Origin of the sequence: Acinetobacter sp. CIP 102529, assembly GCF_000368325.1 — a bacterium.
Classification (GTDB): Bacteria; Pseudomonadota; Gammaproteobacteria; order Pseudomonadales; family Moraxellaceae; genus Acinetobacter; species Acinetobacter parvus.
The window spans coordinates 1,782,122-1,799,729 of the sequence record NZ_KB849355.1 but is presented as its reverse complement, the minus strand read 5'-3'; the positions used below and the strand labels follow the sequence as shown (position 1 = coordinate 1,799,729).

General features: G+C 43.1%; 16 protein-coding genes and 4 pseudogenes. 10 read left to right on the top strand and 10 right to left on the bottom strand.

Annotated elements, in window-relative coordinates; genetic code table 11:
• Positions 1–41 precede the first annotated feature (41 nt).
• The 7 genes and pseudogenes from F972_RS14015 to F972_RS13985 form a co-directional block, all read right to left on the bottom strand.
• A complete protein-coding gene (locus F972_RS14015) occupies positions 42–293 on the bottom strand; it encodes a GlsB/YeaQ/YmgE family stress response membrane protein (RefSeq protein ID WP_004683884.1) in 252 nt (83 codons plus the stop codon).
• 200 nt (positions 294–493) lie between these two features.
• A complete protein-coding gene (gene hpt / locus F972_RS14010; protein ID WP_004683883.1) occupies positions 494–1,021 on the bottom strand; it encodes a hypoxanthine phosphoribosyltransferase in 528 nt (175 codons plus the stop codon).
• A gap of 224 nt (positions 1,022–1,245) precedes the next feature.
• Positions 1,246–2,562 (bottom strand): guanine deaminase, encoded by a 1,317-nt coding sequence (gene guaD, locus F972_RS14000; protein WP_004683880.1) that lies wholly within the window; start codon positions 2,560–2,562, stop codon positions 1,246–1,248.
• A 181-nt stretch (positions 2,563–2,743) separates the two neighbouring features.
• A pseudogene (locus tag F972_RS13995) lies at positions 2,744–2,938 on the bottom strand (glutathionylspermidine synthase family protein); the annotation flags it as partial.
• A 71-nt stretch (positions 2,939–3,009) separates the two neighbouring features.
• Positions 3,010–3,207 (bottom strand): annotated as a pseudogene (locus F972_RS15600) (hypothetical protein); the annotation flags it as partial.
• Positions 3,208–3,345: 138 nt separating this feature from the next.
• Positions 3,346–4,302, bottom strand: a complete 957-nt coding sequence (locus F972_RS13990) for a TerC family protein (RefSeq protein WP_004683878.1) — start codon at positions 4,300–4,302, stop codon at positions 3,346–3,348.
• A 269-nt stretch (positions 4,303–4,571) separates the two neighbouring features.
• A complete protein-coding gene (locus tag F972_RS13985; RefSeq protein ID WP_004683877.1) occupies positions 4,572–5,522 on the bottom strand; it encodes a LysR family transcriptional regulator in 951 nt (316 codons plus the stop codon).
• 106 nt (positions 5,523–5,628) lie between these two features.
• Between F972_RS13985 and F972_RS13980 the strand changes: the two genes are divergently transcribed.
• From F972_RS13980 to F972_RS13965, 4 genes are read left to right on the top strand one after another with little or no spacing between them, the layout of a single operon-like run.
• A complete protein-coding gene (locus F972_RS13980) occupies positions 5,629–6,858 on the top strand; it encodes an acyl-CoA dehydrogenase family protein (RefSeq protein WP_004770013.1) in 1,230 nt (409 codons plus the stop codon).
• Between the two features lie 13 nt (positions 6,859–6,871).
• Positions 6,872–7,993, top strand: coding sequence for a phosphotransferase family protein (locus tag F972_RS13975; protein WP_004770011.1), 1,122 nt, complete (start codon positions 6,872–6,874; stop codon positions 7,991–7,993).
• Positions 7,990–8,688: a histidine phosphatase family protein gene (locus F972_RS13970; RefSeq protein ID WP_004770010.1), complete on the top strand. Its 699-nt coding sequence runs from the start codon at positions 7,990–7,992 to the stop codon at positions 8,686–8,688. The genes F972_RS13975 and F972_RS13970 overlap by 4 nt, the downstream gene beginning before the upstream one ends.
• A 20-nt stretch (positions 8,689–8,708) precedes the next feature.
• A complete protein-coding gene (locus F972_RS13965; RefSeq protein ID WP_004770009.1) occupies positions 8,709–9,452 on the top strand; it encodes an SDR family oxidoreductase in 744 nt (247 codons plus the stop codon).
• Between the two features lie 412 nt (positions 9,453–9,864).
• Here F972_RS13965 and mpl read toward each other — a convergent pair whose 3' ends face one another.
• Entirely contained in the window at positions 9,865–11,226 is a 1,362-nt protein-coding gene (mpl, locus tag F972_RS13960; RefSeq protein ID WP_004683869.1) for a UDP-N-acetylmuramate:L-alanyl-gamma-D-glutamyl-meso-diaminopimelate ligase, read from the bottom strand.
• A 184-nt stretch (positions 11,227–11,410) separates the two neighbouring features.
• Here mpl and F972_RS13955 point away from each other — a divergent pair, with 184 nt between their 5' ends.
• The 4 genes from F972_RS13955 (at position 11,411) to F972_RS13940 (ending at position 15,307) form a co-directional block, all read left to right on the top strand.
• Entirely contained in the window at positions 11,411–11,764 is a 354-nt protein-coding gene (locus tag F972_RS13955; RefSeq protein ID WP_004760281.1) for a DMT family protein, read from the top strand.
• A gap of 134 nt (positions 11,765–11,898) precedes the next feature.
• Entirely contained in the window at positions 11,899–12,411 is a 513-nt protein-coding gene (gene purE / locus F972_RS13950) for a 5-(carboxyamino)imidazole ribonucleotide mutase (RefSeq protein WP_004675406.1), read from the top strand.
• 11 nt (positions 12,412–12,422) lie between these two features.
• Positions 12,423–13,544, top strand: a complete 1,122-nt coding sequence (locus tag F972_RS13945) for a 5-(carboxyamino)imidazole ribonucleotide synthase (RefSeq protein ID WP_004683865.1) — start codon at positions 12,423–12,425, stop codon at positions 13,542–13,544.
• Between the two features lie 461 nt (positions 13,545–14,005).
• Positions 14,006–15,307 (top strand): lytic murein transglycosylase, encoded by a 1,302-nt coding sequence (locus F972_RS13940; RefSeq protein ID WP_004683863.1) that lies wholly within the window; start codon positions 14,006–14,008, stop codon positions 15,305–15,307.
• 46 nt (positions 15,308–15,353) lie between these two features.
• On the opposite strand, the gene F972_RS13935 is transcribed toward F972_RS13940, so the two are convergent.
• Positions 15,354–15,725 carry a hypothetical protein gene (locus F972_RS13935; RefSeq protein ID WP_004683862.1) on the bottom strand — a complete coding sequence of 124 codons (372 nt, stop codon included), beginning with the start codon at positions 15,723–15,725 and terminating at the stop codon, positions 15,354–15,356.
• 234 nt (positions 15,726–15,959) lie between these two features.
• On the opposite strand from F972_RS13935, the pseudogene F972_RS16360 reads away from it, so the two are divergent.
• Positions 15,960–16,325: pseudogene (locus tag F972_RS16360) on the top strand (DDE-type integrase/transposase/recombinase); the annotation flags it as partial.
• 53 nt (positions 16,326–16,378) lie between these two features.
• Here F972_RS16360 and F972_RS13925 read toward each other — a convergent pair.
• Positions 16,379–17,290: a matrixin family metalloprotease gene (locus F972_RS13925; protein WP_004683861.1), complete on the bottom strand. Its 912-nt coding sequence runs from the start codon at positions 17,288–17,290 to the stop codon at positions 16,379–16,381.
• Between the two features lie 179 nt (positions 17,291–17,469).
• Here F972_RS13925 and F972_RS15960 point away from each other — a divergent pair.
• Positions 17,470–17,608, top strand: a pseudogene (locus F972_RS15960) (IS4 family transposase); the annotation flags it as partial.

Genomic DNA, 17,608 nt, shown 5'->3' with positions numbered 1-17,608 from the left:
TCCCAAACCATTACACCATGAATTGGGAGTATTCAAACGGTTTAGGCTTTTTTGCTGACCAGATTGTAAATAAACAGAACAATCACTGCACCAATCACAGAGGCAATAAATCCTGCCGCCGAATTTTCGCCGTATAGGCCCAGCAAACGGCCACCGTAGGTTGCCAGCAACGAACCTGCGATACCCAGCAGGGTGGTTACAATAAAGCCTGCCTTGTCATCTCCAGGGTGCAACGCACGGGCAATCAAACCCGCAAAGAAACCCACTACAATCGCCACAATTAGAGACCACATTGTCTTTTCTCCTTGTTTTAACAACGGTATTCATAATTATCCTGCTTGATTAGAGCAGCTTTTGTCTGTAGTGGATTGCCCACTTATGTCGTATTTTTGTGCAGTCTTTAGCAGTGTTTGATTAATGGGGCGATATAAAAAAAGGAGCTTTGCAGCCCCTGAGTAGAGCACGGCCTTTGGCCGCGCACAGGAATATGGATTTAAAGACCAATCTCACCAATAAATGGCAAGTGACGGTATTTCTGGTCAAAGTCGAGGCCATAACCCACAATAAAACGGTCCTCAACCTCAAAGCCTAAAAACTTCACTACCAGGTCAATCTCACGGCGTGATGGCTTGCTTACCAGCGTACACAGTTCAATTGAGTTTGGATTACGGGTTTTAAGCATCTCAACCACTTTGCTCAAGGTATTGCCCGAATCAATAATATCCTCAACTACCAGCACATCTTTACCATGAATCTCACCATCCAAGTCTTTCAGAATTTTGACATCACGGGTTGAAACAGTGCCACCGCCATAGCTTGAAACGGTCATAAAATCGAGTTCATGCGGCTTTTCAATGGCACGGCACAAATCTGCCATAAAAATGACTGAACCACGCAGTAAACCAATCAATACCAGTTCCTTGTCACTTTGAGCATAGTGTGCATTGATTTTTTCACCGAGTTGTTTCACTTTGGCTTGAATCTCTTCACTGGAAATCATAATGCGCATTGCAATGGTCATTGGCAGATTCCTAAAACGTAAAAAATGGGAAATAAAAAAGGTGTTGACCTGCAACACCTCGAAATCTTGAGCGAATATGCGAATTTTAAAACAAAATCACCGTTCATGCACCTTTTGATGGTGCAAAAAATGTATCCTTTTTCGGCTGATGACTGTCACGTCTCAGTAGTGCAGCACAGCAGCTTACCAATAAAATCCACCCAATTTTTCGTTTATTCAAAACTTTAGCTTTGGCTATAGGCTTTTTGTCCATAGATATAGGTTACCTCAATATTTCGGTCATCGCCCATGGTAAACAAGGCAAATAGGCTATCCTCGATTGACTTTGAACGTGACTGGCGCAGTTGCTGCAATGCGGTTGGCTTGAGATTTAACACCACAAAATCAGCTTCCTTACCCACATTAAAGTTACCGAGTTTGTCATCCAAGTCGAGGGCTTTTGCACCGCCCAGTGTTGCATGGTACAGCGATTCAAACGCGGACAATTTGTCACCTTGCAACTGTTGTACCTTGTAGGCCTCATTGACGGTCTGCAACAAGCTAAACGAGGTCCCTGCCCCAATGTCGGTCCCGAGACCGACTTTAACTTGCTGTTGCCATGTTTTTTTCAATGGAAACAAGCCACTGCCCAAAAACAGGTTTGAGGTTGGACAGAATGCAATGGCGGAGTCGGTGTCATGCATACATTGCCATTCTTGATCTTCCAGATGCACACAATGTGCAAACACCGAACGGTTTCCTGTTAAACCATAATGATGATAAACATCTAAATAACCCTTTTGTGCTGGGAATAAATCTTTAACCCATGCAATTTCATCTTTATTTTCGCTTAGATGAGTATGTACATAAACATCAGGATATTCAGCTTTGAGTTGCCTTGCTCTTTCAAGTTGTTCAGGTGTAGAGGTTGGTGCAAAACGTGGGGTAATGGCATATAAGGCACGTCCCTGACCATGCCATTTTTCAATCAATGCTTTGGAGTCGTTATAGGCACTCTCGGCAGTGTCACACAGTGCTTCTGGTGCATGACGATCCATCATCACCTTGCCCGCAATTAAGCGCATCTGCTGCTGTGCTGCGGCTTCAAACAAGGCATCCACCGATTCAGGATGCACGGTACAGAACACCAGTGCAGTTGTTGTACCATTTTTAAGCAGTTCCTCTACAAAGAACTTTGCAATCTGTTGTGCATAGGCTTTGTCCTTGAACTGGATTTCGGTGGGAAAGGTGTAGGTGTTGAGCCAGCTTAACAGCTGTTCACCATAGGCCCCGACCATTTCAGTTTGTGGGAAATGGATATGGGTGTCGATCATGCCTGGAATGATCAATTGTTCAGGATAATGCTGAACTTCGACATTGGCAGGAAGATGGGGCTGGGCATCATTCCAAGTGCCAAACCAGAGAATTTGACCTTGTTCAGCGATTAGCAAACCATCTTCGATATAACGAACCTGATCAATAATATCTTGTGCCTGGGAAACAGTTTTTTGGATATCCAGGAAGCGACCACGAACGACCGTGATGGGAGTAGTCAAAGTCATAACAACCTACAATGTTTTTCGTCGATTGTACCCGATTTTATTCAGCTTACTGGATTATTCGCCTAATTTAGGCCATTAAAACGTATGTAAATGTGAGTAATGAATTGAATCAATTCACTTTATTTTTGGGCGGAAATGGGTAAATTGTCAGCAATAATTATACCCTTTGAGAAAAATACATATGTATTACTGGAATACCAAGGCTTTCCCAGATCCATTCCCACGGGTAAAGCTTAAACAGGTTATGAATCGGGCGATTGTTCAGGTCAACAAAACCCTGCCCATCCCAGCCAATATTCTCCATCGACAGTTCAGAGACCTGTAGTTGCGCCTGATAAGCGGTATCCATCAGGTATTCCAGATTGCCCCAATCTTTTGGTGCTCAAGCTGCCAGTCGGTACGCGGTGCGAGGATTTTTCTTTTCATACAAAATTTCAGTTTTCCTGATCAGCCACCAAACGAAGAACCACCACGGCCAAAACCACCACGAACAGGTGAGGAGGCAGAGTAACTTTTTGACGTTGTTGAGATCATGGGCTGCCCGACACTAAGGTTGCTGCGCGGACGTAGGGTATTGCCGCGAAAGGATATTTCCCGATTGCCCTGATAATACTGTGGGCCGAGGTAACGTCCAGAACCAAAACTGCCGTATTATGTTTCTGATTAGGAAAGATAAAAGCTTTAAGCCGCCATATGATATTGATCTGTTTTTTAATGTACAGTCTATTTTTATGATTTAACTATTCAGGCACCTGAATTGATCAAATGCCTGAATTCAAATGATTAAGATTGCAACTGCTTTTTATTATGACGTAATGATAGATAAGCGGTGATACTGAGCACCAGCACAATAAAGCCCAATGAAATCCAGATTGGCATGTGGAACACATCCAGCAATAACATTTTCGTACCAATAAACAATAAGATGATGCCCAGTCCATATGGTAGGTAATGCAGTTTGGTTGCGGCACCAGCCAGCAGGAAGAACATGGCACGTAGGCCTAGAATTGCCATCAGGTTTGCAGTCAGGACAATGAACGGGTCACTGGTGACGGCAAAGATTGCAGGGATGGAATCCACTGCAAAGATCACATCGGAACCTTCAACCAAAATCAGAACTAAAAATAATGGTGTCGCCCACAACAAACCATCACGGCGAACAAAGAATTTTTCACCCTCAAGCTGTGGGGTAATCCGCATATGTTTACGTAACCATTTTAAAGTTTTGATATCTTCGATATTGGTTTCTTCGTCTTGTCCTTTTAGGAATTTGAAACCTGTATAGACCAAGAACGCACCGAAGATGTAAAGAACCCATGAAAACTCTTGAACGAACCATGCACCGATAAAAATAAAGATGGTTCTTAATACGATTGCACCTAATACGCCATAGAGTAAGATTTTACGTTGCAGTGCAGGTGGAATGGCAAATGCGGCGAAGATCATCAGCCAGACGAAGACGTTGTCAATCGCCAGTGATTTTTCCAGTAGATAACCTGCGAAGTATTCCATGGTTTTTTGATTCGCAAGGGTGAGCCCTACTGTTTGCTGTAGATAGAGCCACAAACCTCCACCAAACAGCACCGCCACAGTGACCCAGGCCGCACTCCAGTAGGCAGCCTGCCTGATCGGAACATCCTGACCCTGTTTTTGTTTAAAGCCTAAAAAATCGACCAGTAGCATGACCGCCACAATGCCGAAGAACACCACATACAGCCATAGATTGCCGATAGTTTCCATCACAACTCCTTATCTGGCAAATGGACATAAAAAAACCCTGACCAGTTGCCAGATGAATGAAATAAAACATCTGTTTCAACATGATCAAGGTCTTGCCTACATCATCATAAAGGATGATGCTCAGAGTCCGACTTTTTGCAAAGTGTAATGACGAAGCTCTGACACCTAAGTATTTAAACTACACTACCTAAGTTTGGAGGAGGCTACTCCCCTTGTCAAATTCTGTTATGGATGATGACATCCAAATATAGCTATAGAATTACACACTTTTAAACAATGTGCAAATCTTCATCAAATAAATTGTGATTAAAAATCTTTAGGATTTCGTTGCGTAAAAATTGATGGCGAGGATTGTGCCGAACTGTGTCATGCCAATACATGCCCATCTTAATTTTAGGTAATTCGATGGGTAGCGGATGAATATTTAAATTTTCTGCATAATGCAGATGTTTAAGGATACTTTGTGGAATGGTCAGGATGGCATTTGGATATTGCGCCAGTACCTGCAAGGCGGTTGCATAGTGCTGGCAACGCAGGAAAATTTGACGGGACAATTGTTGGCGGTTGAGATAAATATCTTCAAGCAATAAGCCTGTGCGCCTTGATGATACACCGATATGTGGTGCGGAGAGATAGTGTGTTAAATCCATCTGCATTTGCTGTGTACACACCACAAAATAATCGTCAATTAAGTTTTCAAACTGTAAATTGGCTTGATACGGTTGCACCAGATCAATCACAAAATCAATTTGTTGAGCTGAAAGATCAGCCAGCATATTCTTTCGATCAAGTTTGGAACTCAAAAACTGAATATTGAGATTGAGTTGGGCGAAATGATGCACCAGTTGAGGAAAAATAATCGGTTCAATTTCATCATGAATTGCGATTTTCAAGCTTTGTAGCATGACAGGATCAAAGTCGTGTTGTGGAATCGCAATATTTTGAATCGTTGATAACGCCGTTTGAATCGGCTGATAAATTTGTTCGGCAAAAGGTGTGGGAAGCATTTTTTGCCCACTGCGCACAAATAATTCATCTTTAAGTTGCTGACGCAAACGTTGTAAAGCATGACTGACCGCAGATTGACTAATACAAAGAAGTTGAGCTGCCTTAGAAATACTTTTTTGTTCAAAAATCGCAATAAAAAGAGGATACAGATTGATATCAATACGATGAAAGTGAGCCACTTCCAGTGGGTTGGTATTATGAATCTGATTCATAGTTTTGCATAAAATAAAATCATTTCATTCATAATAAATTTTCGCTTATGGTGATGTAAAGCAGCGAATCAAGCTTCGCCAAATTTTTACTTTAAGGGAAATGATGATGTTTGCATTATCTGAACGTGCGCAGGATTTTATTACACGAACGCAAGCTTTTATTCAACAAGAAATAGAACCCATTGAAAAAGCATTTTGGGATGAAGTGCATCAACTCAATGTCGATGGTGACTGGACTAAATGGCAGTGGCCAGCTCAACTCGAACAACTCAAAACCAAAGCCAAAGCAGCAGGCTTATGGAATATGTTCTTGCCTGATGCTGAACTGGGTGCAGGTTTATCGGTACAGGAATATGCACATATTGCTGAATTGACGGGACGTAGTTTACTTGCTCCGACAGTATTTAACTGTAATGCACCTGATAGTGGCAATATGGAAGTGTTATGGCGCTATGGTAGCGATGAGCAAAAACGACAATGGCTACAACCGCTGCTTGCTGGTGAAATCCGTTCAGTGTTCTGTATGACGGAACCCGCCGTGGCTTCCAGTGATGCCACCAATATGCAGGCCACGGCAGTGGTTGATGGCGATGAAATTGTTCTGAATGGGCGTAAATGGTGGTCATCTGGCTTGGGTGATCCTAATGCTAAAATCATTATTTTTATGGCTTATACGCCAGACTCCAACAAAGATCGTCATCATCAACACTCAATGGTATTGGTACCGATCGACACGCAAGGCGTGAGCATTGAACGAATGTTGCCTGTGTTTGGTGATTACGATGCACCGCATGGACATGGACAGGTCAGTTTTGACAATGTGCGCGTACCTGTGAGCAATTTTATTGGTGGTGCAGGTCAAGGATTCGAAATTGCTCAAGGACGCTTAGGGCCTGGTCGTATTCATCACTGTATGCGTTGTATAGGTGCAGCGGAAAAAGCGTTAGAACTCATGATTGATCGTGGCATGTCACGCAAGGCATTTGGTAAAGAAATTCTTAAACTTGGCGGCAATTTAGAACGTGTCGCGGAAGCCCGTGTGCAGATCGATCAAGCTCGCTTATTGACCCTGTACGCCGCTTATAAGATGGATACCTTAGGCAATATGGCAGCACTCACCGAAATTTCTGCAATCAAAGTCGTTGCACCGACTGTATTGCAAAACGTCGTTGATATGGCGATCCAGATTCACGGCGGAGAAGGTGTATCACGCGATACTCCGCTGACAGCATTTTTCAATCAAGCACGTAGTTTACGTTTGGCTGATGGACCTGATGAAGTGCATAAAGGCATGATTGCTAAATTAGAATTGAAAAAACGTGGCTATGGTCGTTAATAAGGATAAAAAAATGACAATGATTGATATCGGCGGTCAGGTTCGTCACGGTGAAGAATTGGATATTTCCGCTGTTGAAAAGTGGTTAAAGGATCAGGGTGTTCAACTGCAAGGTCAAGCACAAGTCACTCAATACTCAGGAGGTGCTTCGAATTGGACCTATCGTTTGCAATACGACAATGCAGATCTAATTTTACGCCGTCCACCGAAAGGCACCAAAGCCAAATCAGCGCATGATATGGCGCGTGAATACAATGTGCAGAAGCATCTTGCACCGTTCTACCCTGTCCTGCCTGAAATGATTGCATTGTGTCAGGATGATAGTGTAATTGGCTGTGATTTCTATGTGATGAAACGGATTGAGGGTATTATTCCACGTGCCAATCTACCTAAAGAATTACAATTGGATCAGTCACAAGTTCAACAGTTGTGTTTGAATGTGCTGGATAAGCTGATTGAGTTGCATCAAGTGCCGTATCAGGGTACTGAGCTGGAAAAACTGGGCAAGGGCGATGGTTACTGCCGCCGTCAGGTGGAGGGGTGGGATGCGCGTTATAGTAAAGCGCTTACGCCAAATGTACCTGATTTTAGCTTTGTGCGGGAATGGCTACAGCAACATATTCCAGCGGATTCTAAAACTTGTGTCATTCATAATGATTGGCGTTTTGATAATGTCATTTTAGATCCACAACAACCAACTACAGTGATCGGAGTACTGGACTGGGAAATGGCGACTATTGGTGATCCGCTGATGGATTTAGGCAGTGCTCTCGCCTACTGGATTCAAGAAGATGACGATGCTTTGATGAAGTCTAGTCGTCGTCAACCGACCAATCTACTAGGCATGCTGACACGTCAACAGGTGGTAGACTACTACTTGGAAAAAACTGGTTTGCAACCTGCCAATTGGGCATTTTATGAAGTATTTGGTTTGTTCCGTTTGGCGGTGATTGCTCAACAGATTTATTATCGTTATTACCATCAGCAAACCGATAATCCAGCCTTTAAGGATTTCTGGATCATGATTCATGCCTTACATATTCGGGCACTTAAATTAATTGCACAAAACAATGCTGAAGCACAGCAGTTAATTCCTGAATATGGAGCGAAATTACAGGATATTTTAAAACGATGAGCACAATTTATCTGGTGCGACATGGGCAAGCCTCATTTGGTGCGGCAAGTTATGACCAGCTTTCGGCCAAAGGTGAACAGCAGGCACAGGTGGTGGGTGATTTTTTTAAGCAAACCCTGAAACATCCCCCACTGGTGGTTGCGGGTTCAATGCAGCGTCATCAACAAACCGCACAGTGGGCCTTGTCGAAAAGTTTCCATGATGCACCGATTCAAACCGAATCGGCATGGAATGAGTTTGATCACCAGCATGTGTTTTCCCAATACGAACCACGGTTTAATCAACCTGAATTGCTGAAACAGGATGTTGAACTGGTTGCCAATCCTCGTGCCTATCTGGGCAAAATTTTTGATGGTGCGATTGACCGCTGGATTGGAGCGCAATATGACCATGAATATCATGAGACTTGGTTAGGCTTTCAATCGCGTGTAGAAACTGCTTTGCAAACCCTGTGTGAGCATCTTGATGCGACACAACAGCGTCAAGCCGTGGTATTTAGTTCAGGCGGCGTGATTTCTGTGGCGGTTGGCAAGGTTTTGGGTTTGCATGCCAAACAGATTTTTGCACTGAACTGGTCCATCACCAATGCCAGTATCACCACGCTGCGTTGGGTGGATGGGCGTTTGCAGTTACTCAGTTTTAATGAGCATCACTACTTAAAAGCACATGATGCTGAACTTTTAACATGGATTTAAAAAAACAATAGGTGGCAGACATGGCAAAGACGATTTTAATTACAGGTGCAAGTTCAGGTTTGGGTGCAGGTATGGCGCGCGAGTTTGCAGCCAAAGGCTACAATTTGGCATTGTGTGCACGCCGTTTAGATCGCTTGGAATCCTTACAACAACAGTTGCAAACCCAGTTTGCAATTCAGGTCAACATCAAGGTACTGGATGTGACGCATTATGATGATGTGTTTACGGTGTTTAAAGCCTTTCAGCAAGAATTTGGGACGATTGACCGTATTATTGTCAATGCGGGTGTGGGCGATGGCCGCCGTATTGGTAAGGGCAATTTTGAAGTGAACCGAGCAACAGCGGAAACCAATTTTATCTCTGCCTTGGCACAGTGTGAGGCGGCCGTTGAAATCTTTAGGGCGCAGAATAAAGGGCATTTGGTGGTGATTTCCTCGATGAGTGCAATGCGTGGTTTACCGAAGCATTTATCGACTTATGCCGCCAGTAAGGCGGCGGTTGCACACTTGGCAGAGGGCATTCGTGCGGAGCTGTTGAATACGCCAATCAAGGTATCCACGATTTTTCCAGGCTATATTCGTACGGAAATGAATGAGGGTGCGAAAAAGCTACCATTTGAGGTGGATGAGAAAACGGGTTGCAAGGCTTTGGTGAAAGCGATTGAGAAAGCCCCTGTAAAAGCGTATGTACCACAGTGGCCGTGGTTGCCAATGGGGATAGCCATGAAGATTTTGCCTTTAAAACTGGTGAATAAATTGAGTTAAAGATTACTGTGGAGTCTTGCCGAGTTCTCATCTTATTTCAGGATAAACTTTCAGTTCGACCTACTTTTGTTTCGGCAAAAGTAGGCAAAACCATTGTCATCCACAAAACCTGACCACTTCTTTCAATAAATGAATTAATTGCAAAAACGGTATCTTTTTTATACCCCGCAGATTGTGGATGACATTTCCGAGTAGCATGTTTTTTGTCGAACTTAGGTTAAATTAATTTTTTGCTGATATTTACTATAGTGACGGCGGCATGGATGCCGCCTGTTTGGCAGGGGTCACATGGATGTACCCTCTGCTAAACAAAGGATTTTTGCTTACTTTTCATCCCTGAAAAGTGAGATATGCCTATACAAAAGGTATAGGTTTTTTCCTAATAAATGAGGCCGTGCAATACCTGTATTTACTAAGACAAAGCCGTAATCAATTTTTGGTGTAAACCACCAAAACCACCATTGGACATGATCACAACAGCATCGCCCTCGCCTGCTTCATTCACCACACGGGCAATGATCTCATCCAAAGAACGGCTGACTTCGGCCTTGTTTGAGGATGCGGCAATCACAGGTTGTAAATCCCAGTCCAAGCCCTCTGGTTGATACCAGATCACTTCATCGGCTAAACGGGCAGAATGCGCCAACCCATCTTTGTGGCTGCCCATACGCATGGTGTTGGAGCGTGGCTCAATGATCGCCCAAAGTTTACGCTCGCCTAAACGCTTACGTGCGCCGTCCAGTGTGGTTTCAATCGCCGTTGGGTGATGGGCAAAGTCATCATAGACTTCGATGCCACGCACCGTTCCCAATAGCTCCATACGGCGTTTTACTCCACCGAAGTTAGATAGGGCTTTACAAGCCTGTTCAATGGTTACACCCACATGCTGAGCAGCGGCAATGGTGGCTAAGGCATTTGCAACACTATGCTGTCCTGTCATATTCCATTTCACTTCGCCAATTACTTTGCCGTGTTCAAGCACGTTAAAATGGCTGCCATCGGCACTGATCAATTCAGCAGATAAAGCGGCTTGGTCATTTGCTTCAAGACTGGTACGAATGACAGGTGTCCAGCAGCCCTGTGCTAGTACTTCATCAATATTGCTTTCAGTAATCGGGGCAATAATACGACCCTCACTTGGAATGGTACGCACTAAATGGTGGAACTGTTTTTGAATGGCAGCCAGATCATCAAAAATATCGGCATGGTCAAATTCAAGGTTGTTTAAAATCGCCGTTTTAGGGTGGTAATGCACAAACTTGGAACGCTTATCGAAGAAAGCAGAGTCGTACTCATCGGCTTCAACACAGAAGTATTTGCCACCACCTAAACGTGCGCTTTCGCTAAAACCCAATGGTACGCCACCGATCAGGAAACCAGGATTTAAACCTGCCTGATCCAGCACCCAAGCCAGCATGGTCGTGGTTGTGGTTTTACCATGTGTCCCCGCCACACCGAGTACATGCTTGCCCTGCAAGACATGATCTGCCAAAAACTGTGGACCAGAAATATAAGGCAAACCCTCGTTTAGCATATATTCAATCGCATCAATACCACGTTTCATGGCATTGCCGACGATGACAAGATCGGGATGCGGTTGTAAATGGCTACGATCATAGCCCTGCATCAGTTCAATGCCTGCATTTTCCAGTTGAGTTGACATTGGTGGATAAACATTGGCATCTGAACCTGTGACTTTGTGTCCCAAATCTCGTGCCAATAGAGCTAAAGACCCCATAAATGTGCCACAAATACCCAAAATATGCAGATGCATCGTGCTTCTCTCTTCTATCCAATCACGCAATCAACGTGTGTTATGCAGTTAAAAATTTGCCTCAAAAGATAGCAAGGCTGCTATGGAAAAGATAGTCAAAATTCGTTGTTGTTCTTTACTTATAATGACGTTGAGGAATGATAAAATTCCATTATTTTTAAAATATTATTTTACAAAGGACATTATGTTGAGCTTCCCTCTGCTGGCGTTATGCCTATTGATCATTTCCAACTGTTTTATGACTTTGGCATGGTATGGGCATCTTAAAATTTTACACGATGCCCCGCTTTGGCAAGCGATCCTGTTTAGTTGGTGTATTGCCCTGCTGGAATACAGTTTTATGATTCCTGCAACCAAACTGTTAAGTCAGCATGGCTGGAGTCTGGGGGAAATGAAAATTACACAGGAAGTGGTCACGCTGATTGTATTTGTGCCCTTTATGATTTTCCTGTTTAAGCAGCCTTTTAAACTGGATTATGTCTGGGCGATGTTTTGTTTGATGGGCTGTGTCTATTTTGTGTTTCGTAACCAAAGCTAATTTTTCGGATACTGCCCAGATGTTCTTTATTTGGGGATGCCTGAAAAAACCGCTATAATATTTGCCAGTTTATTCCTTTGTGCTTGGCGTGAGTCGAGACATTTTCCTATTTTTATCATGTTTTGGAAAAGCCAATGAATGCGGTCGCAACAGATAGCCAACCTTTAGTCGGAATTATCATGGGTTCTCAATCAGATTGGGCAACCCTTGAACATACCGCTAACATGCTCAAACAATTGGGTGTTTCTTTTGAAGCTGAGGTGGTTTCTGCGCACCGTACGCCAGATCGTTTATTTGAATATGCTGAAACAGCACGCGATCGTGGTATTCAGGTAATTATTGCGGGTGCTGGTGGCGCTGCACATTTGCCTGGGATGTGTGCTGCTAAAACTGATTTGCCTGTGCTTGGCGTGCCTGTTAAATCTTCAATTTTAAATGGCGTGGATTCATTGCTTTCGATTGTACAAATGCCAGCGGGTATTGCGGTAGGTACTTTGGCTATTGGTCAGGCTGGTGCAACCAATGCGGCAATTCTTGCAGCGCAAATTCTAGGTTTAACCCGCCCAGATATTGCTAAAAATGTAGCTGATTTCCGCACAGCTCAAACGGAAAAAGTATCGAACAATAACATTCCTGGTCAAGTATAACGGGGCCAATCATGAATAAAACCATCGGTATTTTTGGTGGTGGACAGCTTGGCCGCATGATGGCGCAAGCAGCTTTACCACTCAATATTCAATGTAGCTTTTTCGAAGCAGAAAAAGATTGTCCTGCTGCAATTTTAGGTCCAGTTTTTTCCAGTAAAGATCAACAAGGTTTGCAGGATTTTATTGCAAGTGCCGATGTATTCAGCCTTGAATTTGAAAATACGCCTGTTGCTGATGTAGATGTTTTGACCCAAACTAAGACACTGCACCCTCCTGGCCTTGCCTTGGCGACGGCACAAAATCGCTTGGCAGAAAAAAGTTTGTTTGACGAACTTGGTATTCCAGTTGCGCCGTATCGTGCTGTGGATAGCTTGGACAGCTTAAAACAAGCGGTGACGGAATTAGGCTTACCTATCGTATTAAAAACCGTAACAGGCGGCTACGATGGTAAAGGTCAGTTTGTATTACGTTCAGAGGATCAAATTGATACGGCTTGGGCTGAATTAGGGCCTGCAAAAAGCTTGATTGCAGAAAGCTTTGTGAAATTCAGTCGTGAAGTGTCGATTATTGCGGTACGTGGTCAAGATGGTGATGTCAAAACTTGGGCACTCGCCGAAAACCATCATCACAATGGTATTCTCTCTCACTCGATTGTTCCTGCACCAAATAGCACAGATTTACAACCAGTTGCACAAGACTATATTACCCGGTTGTTGAATCATCTTAATTATGTGGGTGTGCTGACGCTTGAATTATTCGTGACTGAACAAGGGCTTTATGCCAATGAAATGGCATGTCGTGTGCATAACTCGGGTCACTGGTCGATTGAGGGCGCAATTTGCTCACAGTTTGAAAATCATATTCGTGCAGTAGCAGGCTTGCCGCTTGGAGCAACCGATGTTGTGCGTCCAACAGTGATGATCAATATCATTGGTCAACACCCTAAATCAGAAGATGTTTTAGCACTCAAAGGCGCGCATTTACATCTTTATAATAAGTCTGAACGTGCTGGCCGTAAGCTTGGTCATATTACTTTGATGCCAAACAATAGTGATGAATTGACCGTGTTATGCCGCCAATTAGCTCAGATTTTACCTGTGCCATTGGCATTAACAACGGATATGAACCTCTAAACTTATCCACAATAGATAAAAAAGCGATCTTCGGGTCGCTTTTTTATTGGCTGATGTTTAAATTTAAAGTTTTAAATTCAAAACCTGAAATGGATGCAAAATATTAAGCTTGTGGATAACTTGGTTTTGCAATTTTGAATTTAAAACGACGTAAATGGATCATTTGCAGTTTAAATTCAAAATATGTGTCAGTTTTTAAATTTAAAATCATGATGGTGCTTTTATTTTAAGTTAAATGATTAGTCTGGATTGTGGATAAATTTATTTTGTGTTTTTGAATTTAAAGTACAGGGTGAAATTTGAATTCAAAATATAGGAATTATTTTTAAATTCAAAAATGATTGCAGGTTTTAAATTTAAAAAACAATAAATGAATTCAAAGTTACGATTGCAAACGGAACATGGTGCAGTTGCATGTTAAGGTGAACAAGAAATTTAAATTTAAAAACTCTGGTTAAGACATGAAACATCATTTTTTTTTATTTATAGGCACTGCCTTATTTGCTTTCTTTAATCAAGCACACGCAGAACTCATTATTAATGGTGCAAAGGTGGCAAGCAACACCGCTACAACGACGGCACCTGTAACAGGCAGCTATATGTCAACTTCCAGTTTTCAGGGCTGTCTGGCAAATTTACGCTCCCAGGCAATTGCTTCAGGTGTTTCTGGCTCAACCTATGATCGCTATACACAAAATTTAAGCCCTGATTATTCAGTCATTGATAAATTAAATTATCAGCCTGAGTTTTCGACCCCGATCTGGGATTATCTGTCTGGGCTTGTGGATAACGAGCGTGTGCAGGCTGGGCAGCAAAAACTGGCCCAGCATCGTGTGGTACTGAACCGTGTGGAACAGACCTATGGTGTTCCTGCTGAAACGGTGGTGGCAGTGTGGGGTGTGGAAAGTAATTACGGGGACATTTCAGGTAAATATCCTTTATTGCAGGCTTTGGGGACACTGAGCTGTGAGGGCCGCCGCCAAAGTTATTTCCGTGGCGAGTTCTTCGCCACCATGCGGATTTTACAACGCGGTGATTTAACTCAGGATCAACTCTATGGTTCCTGGGCAGGTGCTTTTGGTCATACCCAATTCATGCCATCCACCTATGAGCGTCTGGCGGTGGACTTTGATGGGGATGGCCGCCGTGATTTGGTTTCAAGCACCACAGATGCTCTCGCTTCAACTGCCAATTTCCTAAAACGGGCAGGGTGGCAAACTGGCATGCCATGGGGCTTTGAAGTCAAAATTCCACAAGGTGTGTCAATTGCAGGCGAAAGCCGTCGTAATAAAAGGTCACTGAATAGCTGGATTGCGCAGGGCGTAACCCGTACGGATGGTACGGCATTGATTCAGGGTAATTTGTCAGGCAGCACACCAGCGGGGCTGATTACACCCGCAGGTGCCAATGGCCCAGCATTTTTGGTATTTAAAAACTTTGATGCGATTTATAGCTATAACGCAGCGGAAAGCTATGGACTGGCAATTGCGCATCTATCCGACCGTTTAAGGGGTGGAACACCTTTTTTAACTGCCTGGCCAACAGATGATGCTGGTACCTCACGTGCAGAACGTCGTGAAATCCAGCAGTTCCTGATTCAGCGGGGCTATGACATTGGGGCCGTAGATGGTTTGATTGGTGATAAAAGCCGTCAGGCGATTCAGCAGGAACAAACCCGTTTGGGTTTAAAACCAACAGGTCGGGCAGGGCAGCAGATTTTACGGGCGTTCCGTCAGGAACAAGCCAAGCAGATGATGCAATAATAATGTGTTCATCAAAAAAGGTCTGCAAAATGCAGACCTTTTTTACTTATGGCGCATCGTCCAGTTTAACCGCTTCCAGAATATCAAAAATCACCGCGGTCACATCCTGACTTAAATCACGGTCATTAAAAATTTCATAGGCCGTGATGGTCACATCAGTGTCACTTGGCAACTGTTTTTGTTCTTCCTCAATCAAGTGTTCAATCGGTAAAAGGGTCTGTTTCACTTCCAGATGCAGGATTTCGTCATAAGCAACGTTTTCGTCCTCAAGCTCGATTTCCTGCTCATTGAAATAAGGGATTAAAATAGAGTGAAGATAAGGGCTAATATCCTGAATATCCAGGATTTCAATATCACGAGTCTGCTCAATCGTACTGATGTGATCGTTCATCTCAATCAGGATATGATAATAACTCATGTTGATCTCCGCTTAAGACTAAAATGATGTTTTATCGACACAATAACATGAATAAATCAAAAGAATCGAACGATTCTTGTTATCTTGTTCAAAAACATCATTTTGGAAATCCATGATGCGTTTAACCCATGCTTATCGTAACAAACCCAATAATTCCAGATCGGTGTCGGTTAACTGAAAGTCTCTGGCATCCTGTATCCTTGATACGTGGATACATGAGGGATTTTGGATCGTGGGTGTGTTTTACTTGCAGCGGTAATCGACTTATATTCACGCAAGATTGTGGGTTACAGTATGTCAAATCGCATGACTGCGGATTTGGTGTGTGCAGCGTTACAACATGCGATTGCGACACGACAACCGCCTAAAGGCTTGATTATGCACACGGACAGAGGCTCACAGTAGTGCTCGACACAATATCAGGATTTACTCAATAGATATAGGATTGAGTGCAGTATGAGCCATAAGGGGCTTTGTTACGACATTACGCACTATATTGCGAGGTTTTATAATCAGGTGCGATTACATTCCACACTCAATTATTTGTCCCCCAATTTATTTGAACAAAAAATGAGTGATTTTGAATATGCCTGTGTCTGATTTTACTTGACCATTACAATTTCCATCTTTAACAGAGTCGGACTATGCGGTAATTATCTTGCCAGCAGTAGGTCGCGGTCTGCTTGGGTTAAACGAAAGTGGGCAATATCCTGATCTTTCATGACTGGATGCATCAGTGCATGGGGATCATCAGTATGTTGCAGACCCAGCGCGTGGCCCAGTTCATGTGCCAGTGTCAGGCGTAGGTCATCCTCCGATTCAAATTCATAGATCAGGATTTGTTTGCCATTAAATAGACCTTTATGAAATAAATGGGGCTGAAAACGCTGTTTATATTGCTTAACAGAGGCATTTAATTGCTGGTCAAGCGCATTCAGTTCATCAATTTGCTGGTTGAGTTGACTGATTTTTTGGTTGTATTGACCAATTTCCTGCTGTAGTTGCTCAACATTTTGCTGTAGATGCTGTTGCCGTTGCTGGAAGTATTCAGCATTGACAGAAGAGGAGGGACTACGTTGGGCAATCTGTCGCTCCTGATTATAGTATTGAATCTGTTGGTCCAGTTGTAGCTGTTTTTGATCCAATATCTGTTTATTTTGCAGGACTTCCTGTTCGATCTGGTCAAGCTGCTTCTTTTTATTTAGCCATTGCTGTTGATTGGTTTCGAGTCGGCTTAAATGTTCCCGACGTTGCTCACTTTCATACTGCCGTTCATCATAGATTAAATGAATCGCGAGCTGTGCATTCGGGTCATAAACAAAATAATCCTTTCCAGTGCCATCTTTCCAGACCTGCGTGGCTTGCTGGCTAATCGCCTCGACCTGCTCAACACTGAGTTTAAAACGTGGGTCAACTGCGGCAATACGATAACGTAGCCGTGTATCAAGAGGGTGGGTGATACGATCTGTGAGCGAATTAAACTTGAGTTGAGGATGTTGGCGGGTTTGATAACCCGACCACAATAGAAAAAATGCCAACCCCAACATTAAAAAAACACGAGTCATTCTATTTTATGTTCTTCTGGTTAATATGGTGCAAAACAGTGCAAGACATCTCTGTCTAAACGCTCAGTCGGTCAACTATAACAAAATTGCAAGAACACTGAAAAATATCTCTGTACACGACAAAAATAGATAACTCATTGAAATAATGTCACAATAATTGTTTTCTAACGACGAATACTATGACACATCTCAATGAGTTATATCTTATCTTAAACAAATCTCTAAAATGGAACAAGTCACATTTAAAGTGCTTTTCGCTCATCATGCTTGCGATCATTTTAAAGCAAACGTGCAATCTTTCTTCTGCATCTAAAGCCT

Coding starts and splice junctions, on each gene's coding strand:
- F972_RS14015 (WP_004683884.1), bottom strand. CDS start 293: ATGTGGTCTCTAATTGTGGCGATTGTAGTGGGTTTCTTTGCGGGTTTG.
- hpt (WP_004683883.1), bottom strand. CDS start 1,021: ATGACCATTGCAATGCGCATTATGATTTCCAGTGAAGAGATTCAAGCC.
- guaD (WP_004683880.1), bottom strand. CDS start 2,562: ATGACTTTGACTACTCCCATCACGGTCGTTCGTGGTCGCTTCCTGGAT.
- F972_RS13990 (WP_004683878.1), bottom strand. CDS start 4,302: ATGGAAACTATCGGCAATCTATGGCTGTATGTGGTGTTCTTCGGCATT.
- F972_RS13985 (WP_004683877.1), bottom strand. CDS start 5,522: ATGAATCAGATTCATAATACCAACCCACTGGAAGTGGCTCACTTTCAT.
- F972_RS13980 (WP_004770013.1), top strand. CDS start 5,629: ATGTTTGCATTATCTGAACGTGCGCAGGATTTTATTACACGAACGCAA.
- F972_RS13975 (WP_004770011.1), top strand. CDS start 6,872: ATGACAATGATTGATATCGGCGGTCAGGTTCGTCACGGTGAAGAATTG.
- F972_RS13970 (WP_004770010.1), top strand. CDS start 7,990: ATGAGCACAATTTATCTGGTGCGACATGGGCAAGCCTCATTTGGTGCG.
- F972_RS13965 (WP_004770009.1), top strand. CDS start 8,709: ATGGCAAAGACGATTTTAATTACAGGTGCAAGTTCAGGTTTGGGTGCA.
- mpl (WP_004683869.1), bottom strand. CDS start 11,226: ATGCATCTGCATATTTTGGGTATTTGTGGCACATTTATGGGGTCTTTA.
- F972_RS13955 (WP_004760281.1), top strand. CDS start 11,411: ATGTTGAGCTTCCCTCTGCTGGCGTTATGCCTATTGATCATTTCCAAC.
- purE (WP_004675406.1), top strand. CDS start 11,899: ATGAATGCGGTCGCAACAGATAGCCAACCTTTAGTCGGAATTATCATG.
- F972_RS13945 (WP_004683865.1), top strand. CDS start 12,423: ATGAATAAAACCATCGGTATTTTTGGTGGTGGACAGCTTGGCCGCATG.
- F972_RS13940 (WP_004683863.1), top strand. CDS start 14,006: ATGAAACATCATTTTTTTTTATTTATAGGCACTGCCTTATTTGCTTTC.
- F972_RS13935 (WP_004683862.1), bottom strand. CDS start 15,725: ATGAGTTATTATCATATCCTGATTGAGATGAACGATCACATCAGTACG.
- F972_RS13925 (WP_004683861.1), bottom strand. CDS start 17,290: ATGACTCGTGTTTTTTTAATGTTGGGGTTGGCATTTTTTCTATTGTGG.